Below are 10,342 nucleotides of genomic sequence, written 5' to 3'. Positions count from 1 at the left end.
AGTGACACGCATCAAGGCAGGCGGTCGGGTACAGGAAATCAGGGTGTGCAGGCGCTCAAGCGGGCACAGAGGCTTTGGGCGCTTTCTTGGCCACGGCAGCTTCGGGCTTGGGCTCTGGCTCATGCGCTGCGGCCAACTCCATCAAATCCTTGAATTTGCGCAAGGACAGCAGGTGCAGGTAAGCCATGGCCAGTGCGCCCTGGCGGTGCAAGTCGGCCACAACCTTGTCTTCGAGGGCGTGCAGCTTGTGCTCGTCCACGCTCAAGAATCCGGTCAGCTCCATCTGGCGGCCATTGGGCAAGACGGCTTGCAAAGCGCGCTCTGTCAAGACGCCTGCGGCGTGCAAAGCATTGACCATGGCGCTGGTGGTGGCCTCGCCAGCGTCCAATGCCACCAGCTCCTGCATGACGCCTTTGAGCCAAGGCATTTCTTGCCCCTGGTCGTCAAACAAATCGTCACCTTGCGTCACGCTCAAGGCATCGCGTTGCACCGCGACCGGGCGTGCGCCATCTTCGTCTTCCTTGTCCAGCAAGCGGAAGGGCCAGGTGCGCAGCACGGCCGGCAAATAGTCGCCCAACCATTTGCCTTTGGCATCGACAAACAGGTTGCGACCTTGCTCCAAACCCGTGATGGCCAACAAGCGACCACCGGACTCGGCGTGCGTCATCACGCAAGGAAAAGCCAAGGCGGCCGAGGGCATTTCCGATGCGGCCAGGTTGACGGTGATCAAGCCGCTCACCCAGTTCATGTCGCGCTCTGCGCGGTTGAACTTGAGCATGCGGTGTGCTTCGCGGTGCAAGATGGTGAATTCGGGCTTTGTTGTGGCGGTGTCGGTCATGCGGGTTCTTTCATTGAAAAATGGTGGGCTCACCAAATGGCACTGGCCTTGAGCAGGGCGCGGGTGCGCGGGCCTTGAAAGCCTTGGGTCTGGTAAGTCAAAGCGGTCTCGATCGCAAAGCGGCGATCGATCTGGAACTGCAGCCCCACACCGGCAGAGCCAATGCGGTGAGCCAAGTCGTCCTTGACGGCGCGGGCATGGTCGGCGAACACAAAAGCTTCTGGGGTGTCCACGCTCTTCCAGGGCAATGCTTGGTACAGCGCCAATTGCAGCGCTTGGCCACGGCGCCCGGAGATGGCACCCAGGTCAAAACCACGCACCGTGGCGCTGCCACCGGCAAGCCAAACGTCAGACACATCGGGCGTGCGGCTGTCCATCAAACGCATCTGGCCATTGGCCCGCAACACCGGCCCTTGTGGACCCGCCAGGCGATAGGCCAGGGTGCTGTAGACCTCGGCATACGCAAACGAATTGGCTGGGCCTTTGGCGCTGCTGAGGGCCGCACGGAAGGTGGCGCGGTCGGCACCCGCTGTGGGGTCCACCACCCAGTCGGTCGATGCGGCCACGGTAGCCCGTTGTACCGAGCGATCGCTCAGCGTGGCGCCTGCGGCCTGCGAATTGGAGTGCACTTGCGACAAACCGCCAGACAACTTCCACATCTGGCCAGGCTGCAGGTAGAGATGCCGGATCACGTCAAGCGAGAACACGCTGGATGCGCCCTCGATCGTCAGATCACTTTTGCTCGGATCGGTCGAGGCCAAAACGGTGCGTGAACGCGAGGCCGAAGCGTTGGCCCCCAAGCGCCACCCCTCATGGCCAATGGGCATGCCGCCCGACAAGCTCACGCTGGTGGCCGTGGGCCCCTGAATGACCATGCCATCGACGCGCCCGCCAACCGATGTGGCGGGGTAATGCCGAAAGCCCACGATCAGGCTGTTGCCCAAGGTGCGGCCCGAGCCCACACCGGGCAATTCGCCCATGGCCCAAAATTGCGTGCTGACCAGCTCGGGCACGGAGACTTCCAGATCGCTGGTGCCAAATGATTGGCCAGGCACGTATTGGCCCTCGGCGCTGAAGTCGCTGCTGGCGTTGAACAATTCCAGGCGCTTGGCCAATGGCTCGGGCCGGATCACTTGGCCAGACTTGAAGTCAAACCATTGCGCCAGCCAAGCCGGGTCGGGCGTCTTGCTGCCTGCGAACTTGACTTGGCCCAAAGTGCCTTCCACCAAGAGAATTTTCATGACCCCGCTTTGCAAGTCTTGTGGCGGCACCACAGGCACCGCCGATTGCACGCCCTGGGCCAAGTACAAAGCCTGGATGTCGCGCAACAAAGCATTGAGCTCATCACTGCCCACAGAGCGCCCGATGTAGGGTCGCACCACGTCGCCCAACTGCTGGTCGCTGAGCAACTGGCTGGGCGAGAAAAGGACTTCCTTGAGTTCAATTTGGCCCTTGAGCACGGGGCCGTCAGGCAGCGGCAAAGGCTTCGCGGCAGGGGCTTGCCACGCAGGCGCGGGCGCAGGGCGGGCGCTTTCGGCGCGGCGCACATCGTCTTGCAGTCGCGAGGCCGGATCGATCACTGTGTCGGCCCAAACGGCGTTGGTGCAAAAGCAAAAAAGGCCGACGCATGTGGTCAGCCGGAAGTGAGCGCGTGAGGTCATTGACATGAGCCGATGGAGGGCGTTGCGCAAATGGTGGCGCCATCGGTCCAGATGGCGCCACTCAGGTCTGCCCCTGTGAAATCAGCACCCTGAAGCGATGCACTGCTGAAGTTGGCCGCCTTCAAATTGGCACCACTGAAATTCACGTCATGAACCATGGCGTTTTTGAAGTTTGCACCTTCCAGATTGACGCGGCTCATGTTGGTGCCATCCAACATGGCTTTGTTCAACTTGGCCAAACGCAGATTGCTGCCACTGAAATTGGTGCCCACCAATTGCGCGCTGTCCAGTTGGGCTTCGATCATGGAAGTCAAGGTCAATTGGGCGCGGTTCATGAACGCGCCGTTCATGTTGACCCGGTCCAAATTCAGGCCATTCATGATGGCCCCATACAAATGGGCGGCTTCAAATTCGGCCGGTGAATTGCCCGCACCAGTGACGATGGCGCCGGTGAAATCAACCCCTTCCAAATAGGCGCGGCTCATGCGGGCGCCCGCCACTTGTGCGCTGTCCCACAGGATGGTGAACACATTGAGCTCATCGAGCGCCAAGGCGGATGCATCGGGCACGCGCACCAGCCAGGTGTTGCGCAAGTTGGCCCCCTTCAGAAATGAGGCTTCCAATGTGTGCATGCCCAATTGGGTGCCCGACAAATTGCAACCCGGGCAATTGACAACAGCCCCCACTTGCAGTTTTCCCATGTCTTGGCTGTTGGCCGTGCTGATCAAGCCCCCACCAAACCAAGCCAACACCAAGGCGGTGTCCACCGCTGTGCGTGCCGCCGTGATGCGGACCTGGTAGCGCGGCACGGGTGATGAATCGTGGCCGCGCAACAACCATGCGTAAGAAATGCTGGGGTTGTTGGCGTCCAGTCGCCAGACACGGTTGCCCGCTGCGTCGATCAGCTCAATGGCCTCGATGCGCTGCAGCATGGTGGGCGTCAAGTTAAGCGAGATGTAGCTGTTGCGCAGCAAGTCGAAGTAAAACTTGTCCTCACCCACGCTGGCGGTATCCGCTCCCAAAGGCAGGCCAGTAGCCCCTGAGGCCTCCAACTGCAGCGCAACGCCCCCCGAGCCACGTTGGGCCACGATGCCCGAATCGGCGCGACCGGGTTCGTAGAGCTCGCGCTCTGTCACGTTGAACTGGGGCACAAACGACGCAGCCCCGCCACCACCGCAGGCGGCCAAACATGCCGCCAGCACCACCCAAGTGGTGCGTCGGGCCCAAGCATTCAAATGCTGCATCTTCAATCCCTATTCCCTGAACCTGCCAATGGACAGACCGCGGCCTCGTGAGCCGCAAGGCTGCCTGCTTTGATATCAACGACCTGTGCTGTTGACGGCGCGGTTACCCACGGCCATGGCCACGATGCTGTTGCCACTGATGTTCACACCAGCACCCGCACTGTTGCCGGTATTGAGGCTGCTGCCTGCTTGCAAATTGACCTGATTGATGGTCGCAGTGATGGATGCCAGGTTGTATTGCACATTGGTGATCGAGGCACTTGCACTGTTAAGCCCCGCCGACAGTGCACTGACCTGGACCGCATTGGTGGCCGAGTTGCCATAAGCCGTGGCCTGGAACTGGTTACCCGTCATGGCCAAAGAGCCGGTGTTGAGTGCGCCGTTCAAGACCGATCCGCCCATGTTGAACTGATTGATGGCAGACGAAACACTCGAGCCCGCTCCCGTGGTCTGTTGATTGAGCACAGCGAACGTCGGCGTCGCAGTACCTGCACCTGGACTGGTCACCGCACCGGCTGCAGCGATGCTGTTGGTCGCCACCGCGTTCAAAACGTTGCTGGCCATGTTGGCAGATGCACTGACTTTCACCACGTTGTCTTTCACCGCCACGGCCGCACCGCCAACACCAGCTCCCGTGTTCACGGTCAAGCCGGATGTACCTGAACTCACGCCAATGGAGGCGGTTACTGAGAAGGCCCCGTCGGCAAGCGACTGAACGTTGTTGACCACACCCGATGCGCTCAAGGTGTTGCTTGCGGTCAGACTCAAAGTATTGCCAGCGGTGTTGGCATTGGCAGCAGCCATCACGGTGTTGCCGCTCAAACTGACACTGCCGCCGGTCAAAACACCTGTTGTCTCAAACCCACTGGCTCCAGGCATCAGAGTGGCCGTGGTGTTGCCAGCTGCAGCTTGGGCATTGATGACCGCAAAGTCCGCGCCCGAAACGCTGGATGTCCCTGCGACGGACGCCGTGACGTTGTTGCCACGACCGGTCAAATTGGCGCCTGTCACCGTGAGGCTGTTGAAGGCCTCGTTTTTGCCTGCAATAGCCGATGCAGTGTTGCCCGAGATGACCACCGTTGAATTCGTGACATCAGCGGAAGCAGAAATTCCGAACACATTGCTTGCTTTGGGGTTGGTGATGGCGGTCACGTTGTCAAGACTGCTCTGGCTGGAAGTCACAGCCGCCGTGCTGTCTTTTTGATCGGTGACGCGTAAAGACAAGTCATTGACTGCACTGTTCGCTTGCGCCAAAGACTTCACCGTGTTGCCAGTCAAAGTCAGCGCCGAGCTCGACAAGGACCCCGTCGCGATCTGCACGGAACCATCGGTTTGCGAAGAGACCAAGGCATCCATCAGCTGCACATTGCTGATGGCAAAGTCTGCTGCGGAGGTAGCCGAGGTGGTGGTGGCGGAACTCGTCACGCCGTCAGGAACCGATGCCTTGCCGGTCAGCACACTGCCTGACAATGCCAATGTGTTGCTCACCACATTGCCCAGAGCGGTGGACTTGATGGTGTTGTCTTTGACATTGGCAGACACGGAAGTGAGGCCACTGGCCGTCAACTTCACGGAACCGTCCACTTCGGCTTTAACTTCTGGAGCGGCTGTGGAAACCTTGGAAGCTGATTGGAACGAAGCAATCGCGCCGGTCGCTTGTGTCAATTGCGTCACAGTCAGGCCCAATTCGTTGGATGCCGCATTGCCGCTGGCATAGGCCCCAAGTGCATTGGTGTTCAAATTCAAATTGCTGGCAGTCACAGTACTGGAAGCGGTCAGCGATGCTGTGCCCACCGTGGTGGCTGTGGTGGTGCTGTCGCCACTGGCCAACTGGTTGTTGTTCAGTGCGAAGTCTGCTTTCACCAGCGCGGCACTGCTGGCCAGTGATTGTGCTGTGGTCACGGCTCGGCCACTGCCGCTCACGGTGGTGCTGTCAACCACCATGCTGTTGTTGGCAGAGTTGCGGTAAGCCCAGGCGTCTACCGCGTTGTTGTTCAAAGACAGGCCCGAAGCTGCACTCACGGCACCGGCGGCTTGCAAAGACACCGCACCATATGTGCTTGCTGCAACCGAAGAATCGATGGCGTTTTGGGCAGATGACAATCCAGCGGTCATGCCCAGCATGTTTGTGGGGCTGAGCAGCATCTCCTGAACGGACTGGTTGACATAGGCCAAGGCAGTGACCGCATTGCCAGACACCGTCAACGTGGAAGCCGCAACGGTACCAACACCGCCGACCGTCAATCCGAGGGTCGTCTCGCCGCCGGAAGCTGCACCATTGTTGGCAATGATCACGCCTTGGTCACTGACTTGGCGGTTGGCCATGGCCAATCCGGCGTCCGCATCACCGATGCCCGATTTCGAAGCCAGCAAACTCACTGACCCTGCGGTGGCGTTGGTGCCATCCAGGCTGATCTGGTTGTTGGCCAGGTTGGCTGCCGCTGTGGCTTTGGCCACGTTGCCCAACACGCTCAACTGCGAAGCACTGACGGCGCCGGTGCTCAGCAACCCCATGTCCACGCTGCTCAGGGTGGAGGTGACCGTTGAATTCCCAGTGTCTGCACTAAAAACCTGCGACGACACCAAACCCGCTCTTGCTGCGCTGAGGTTGGCGGCATCGAGGCCCAAGGCATTGGTCGCGCTGTTGGCAATGGTGTAGGCCTGCAGGTTGTTGTCTGACAAACTCACGGCCGCTGAAGTGGTGCCCAAAGTGGCCACTTGCACTTTGCCCTGCGTGGTGGACAGCAAGTCAGAGCTCACCGTGCTTTGTTCTGAGACCAAGGCGTAATCGGCATTCGCGCTTTTGCCAGTCGCATTTGCCGCAAGGCCCCCTTCTGGAACCGTCACGTTTTGACCAGTGATTTTGGTGGCCGTCAAGCTGAGCGTGTTGTTGGCCATGTTGCCTACAACCGTTGACTTCACACTGTTGGTGCTGGCTGTTACTGCGGAGTTGCTGACGGTACCTGCTGTGATTTTCACCAAACCATCTGTCCGAGCAGTCAAATCCACTGCCGATACAGATTGACCTGAAGCCAAGGCAGCGGTGATGTCGTTGATGTTGGTGGCGTTCATCGCCAAGGAATTGGTGGCGTCGTTGTTGTACACCTGCGAGGCCAAGGTGTTGCCTGTCAGGCTCAACGCGGATGCATCTAAGACGTTCCCTGATGTCAATGTGACTGCAGTTGCCCCACTGGAAATCCCCAAAGTGGCGCTCAGGGCGTTGCCCGAACTGGTTTGCAAGTTGGCCAGCGCCATGCTGGCTGGCACGGTCACGGTGCTGCCAGCTGTGCTGGTGGATACGGTGGGCGCCACGAAATCCACACTGGAACCCGTGATGTTGGTTCCAGTGAAAGCCACACTGTTGCTGACCACGTTACCCAGGGCAGCGGCTCTGATGATGCTGTTGGTCACTGCAATTTGTGCGGTCTCGGCAACCAAGGTCACTACCCCGATGCCATACGACGAAGAATCATTGACCTTGGCAGTCAGGTCGCTTGTGCTCAAGGCCTGCAAAGAGGACAAACCCGTGTTGGGCAGGGTGAGATCGGTCGCTGCCCAACTGATGCTGTTGTTGGCGCTGTTAGCCGTTGCGCTGGCCAAGGACTGGTTGGCGTTCAGGGTGACCGATGAGTCAGTGACGTTGTCTGTCGCTGCTTTGATGTTGGCCAGGGTTGTGGCCGCATAGTCACTGCTGGCCCCCGAGGTTTGTTGCTGATTGACCAAGGCGAAATCAGCGGTAGAGGTGGCTTGCCCAGAGGCAATGGATGCTTTGGACAAATTATTGGCAGGTGATATTACGACATTGAGGTCGCGACCAGATGCCGTGGTGGATGTGAGTGCCAGGCTATTGTTGACCGTGTTGGCGGTCGATGCTGCACTGATGGTGTTGCTGTTGAGCACCAAACTGGACGCGCCCGAAACAACGCTATTCGCAGCGATAGAGACTTCGCCTGTAGCGGCAACCGTAGACACCGAATTGCTGGCGCTTTGCGCAGAACTCACACCGGCCACCATGCCATTCATGTTGCCGATGTTCAGATTCAGCGCATTGCTGCTGAAGTTCACGTTGCCTGTGGCGCTTTGCTGGTTGCTGCTGGCTGAAAGCGCAGAGCCCGTGCCGACGGTGGTGGTGGTGATTTTGTTGCTGGCGAACAAGGACGCACTGAGTTGGGTGCCATTGTCGGCTTGGGCATTGACCAAGGCGAAGTCTGCATTGGCTTTTGCACCGTCAACGCCATTGGCGTCACTGGCTTGGCTGATGGGTTTGACCGTCGCAAACAAGCCGCCACTGGCCACAGGCAAGCCAGAGGCGTTGACAGCGTTCACCGTGATGTTGTTGCTGGCCGTGTTGCCTTTGGCCGCAGCAGTCAGCTCATTGCTGTTCAAGCTCAGCTGTGAACTGCTCACACCTGCTGCAGTGATGGCCACGGACAATGGCGTACCCAAAACACCTGCACTTGCCGCGATTGTGGATGGAACAAATGTAGTCTCTGAACCATCCGTTACATCATGCCCCGTCAAATACTGACTGTTGCCCAATCCGGCGTTGAGGCCCGATGCGGTGCTGGCGGTCAAGTTCAGCGCATTGCTGGCCGAATTGGCCGTGGCCAAGGCGGTCAAGCTGTTGCTGTTGACACTGACCTGGCTGGCTGAAACAGGCAGATTGACTGCCGTCGTTTGTTCATTAAAGTTGGCAGTGATGCTGCTGCCCTTATTGTCTGAAGTCAGGTCCAGCGCATCGTTGGATTGCAAGCTGAGCACGGACGCCGAAAGCCCCGATGTTGCTGAGTTTGTGGTTGGCACCAATGCAACAAGTCCGCTCCCATTGCCACCCACCGTCAGGTTGCTCGCTTTGAGGTTGAGCGAAGATACCGCCACGTTGCCCTCTGTGCTGGCCTGAATGCTGTTGTCATTGAGGCTGACCGATCCTGAGATGGTTGCACTTGGACTGGCGATACCCACGGTGACCGATTGCCGCGCACTCTCCACACTTGCCCCGACGCTGGTATTGACGTTGCTTTGGGTGTTCAAAATGGCCGCATTGGCCTGGATATTGCCGATGCTGGTGGATGAACCGGCCGAGATCAAATTTCCGGCGAGACTGGCTGTCGCTGTTGCACTTTGGGTGTTGCCGTTTTGACTGATGCTGCCGCCCGCCAGGTTATCGACTCTGGAGACGATTTCGGAATAACGGACAGGCGTTGTTTGTGAAGGCAACAAACTTGCCTGAAAGGTATTGGCATCGTTGCGCTGCACGCTGTTGATCAGCAGGTCGGCATTGGCCACGGTTGATATACCAGTGATCTGTGAGCTGTGTGCCACAGCGGCAGGGGCCGTGGTGCCGACGATGTCAGCACTGCCATCAAACTGGATGGCGTTGCCCACCGCGATGCTGCCCGTGCTGGTGCGCGCACCCGCACTGTTGCCCAACACCTGTGCTGACACGGTGTTGTTGTTCAGGTTCAGCGTGCCACTGAACTTTGATTCGTTGGTGTTGTCTCTCAAGTCGGCGCGAACAGCACCTTCCCGGACGATGGCAGTCTGTTCAGCGCTTACATCATCGATCTTGGTGGTCTGGATGTTGGTCACAGCCACCGAACCCGTGAAGGCTGCGGAGCTGGCCGTGGCGTTGAAAACGCTGACCGCTGCGTTGCTGGTGTTGCTGGCGGCAAGGTTGTTGTTGTTCAAATTGATGCTGTCGGACAAGACCCCCACAGCGCCGGTGTCTGGCGTGGTGCCTGACACGGTGATGGTGGCTGTGGCGGTGCTCAATTCAGCGTTACCCACGCCATTGAAAACGGTTTGCAGATTGCTCAAATTCACACTGCCCGTTGTGCCGCGAACAGACGCCACACCAGCAACGGTGCCGGCACTGTTGTTGTTACCGTAAGCCACATTGCTGCTGCCTTGGGTCGCCGAGGCATAACCCGATGGTGTGGCTCCGGTCACGCTGGTGTCAACCGTGTTGAGCGCAAGGGTGGCTTTGACGGCGTTGCCCGATAAGGACAATGCGGCAGATGCCTTGCCCGTTTGTTCGATGTACAGCGTGGTATTGCTGGCAGTGGCGGAAACACTCTTGGATCCAAAACTGTCTGGCACTTCAGGATCTGGAGCGCCCTCGATGGCTAAACCCGAGAATATTTGCAAGTTCAATGCAAGCTGGCCGTCATTGCTCGCACTGACATTGGCCAAATTGGCCAGGGACAAGGCAACACCTGGATTCTGGTTGCCATAGGAATTGATCAACAAACTGTTGTTGTTAATGGCCACTGGCGTGCTGCCTGCGCCAGATGAGGTGCTGTAAAAGTTGTTGGCACCCATGATGCCATCCACCTGGCCTGAGCCCGTTTGAAGGCTGCGTGTTTGGTTGTTGTAGCCTGTCGACCAATAAGTTCCCAAGGTTTGGGTGGTGTCGTTCAACACACCGGGCGCCCCAAGCGTCGCGTTGACCACGTTAAGCGAGGCGCCTGGCGTGTAAACCTGAGCCAAAGCAGTTGTGCTGATGCCCGCAACCACCATGAAGCACGCATGCGCCAAGGCGTTTCGCTTCCAATGAGGATCGGTCTTCAAAGAAGTTTTTTGGTGATGACGCATGGTGT

General features: G+C 58.7%; 4 protein-coding genes. All 4 read right to left on the bottom strand.

Going from position 1 to position 10,342, the window contains the following annotated elements; genetic code table 11:
• Window positions 1-55 precede the first annotated feature (55 nt).
• Complete coding sequence (locus tag B9Z43_RS09415; RefSeq protein WP_108324793.1) at window positions 56-838, bottom strand: SapC family protein; 783 nt, start codon at window positions 836-838, stop codon at window positions 56-58.
• A 29-nt stretch (window positions 839-867) separates the two neighbouring features.
• Entirely contained in the window at window positions 868-2,499 is a 1,632-nt protein-coding gene (locus B9Z43_RS09410) for a POTRA domain-containing protein (protein WP_158270097.1), read from the bottom strand.
• The gene (locus B9Z43_RS09405; RefSeq protein ID WP_108324788.1) at window positions 2,496-3,743 is read right to left on the bottom strand and encodes a pentapeptide repeat-containing protein; all 1,248 of its coding nucleotides are present in this window, start codon (window positions 3,741-3,743) and stop codon (window positions 2,496-2,498) included. Before B9Z43_RS09405 ends, B9Z43_RS09410 begins: the two co-directional genes overlap by 4 nt.
• 75 nt (window positions 3,744-3,818) lie before the next feature.
• On the bottom strand, window positions 3,819-10,337 hold the full coding sequence (locus tag B9Z43_RS09400) for a hypothetical protein (protein ID WP_108324786.1): 6,519 nt from the start codon (window positions 10,335-10,337) through the stop codon (window positions 3,819-3,821).
• Window positions 10,338-10,342: the final 5 nt, after the last annotated feature.

The sequence above is a fragment of the Limnohabitans sp. MMS-10A-192 genome (assembly GCF_003063335.1).
GTDB lineage: Bacteria > Pseudomonadota > Gammaproteobacteria > Burkholderiales > Burkholderiaceae_C > Limnohabitans_A.
The sequence above is the reverse complement of the archived record's forward strand: the minus strand, read 5'-3'. Positions and strand labels throughout refer to the sequence as shown.

Coding starts and splice junctions, on each gene's coding strand:
- B9Z43_RS09400 (WP_108324786.1), bottom strand. CDS start 10,337: ATGCGTCATCACCAAAAAACTTCTTTGAAGACCGATCCTCATTGGAAG.
- B9Z43_RS09410 (WP_158270097.1), bottom strand. CDS start 2,499: ATGACCTCACGCGCTCACTTCCGGCTGACCACATGCGTCGGCCTTTTT.
- B9Z43_RS09405 (WP_108324788.1), bottom strand. CDS start 3,743: ATGCAGCATTTGAATGCTTGGGCCCGACGCACCACTTGGGTGGTGCTG.
- B9Z43_RS09415 (WP_108324793.1), bottom strand. CDS start 838: ATGACCGACACCGCCACAACAAAGCCCGAATTCACCATCTTGCACCGC.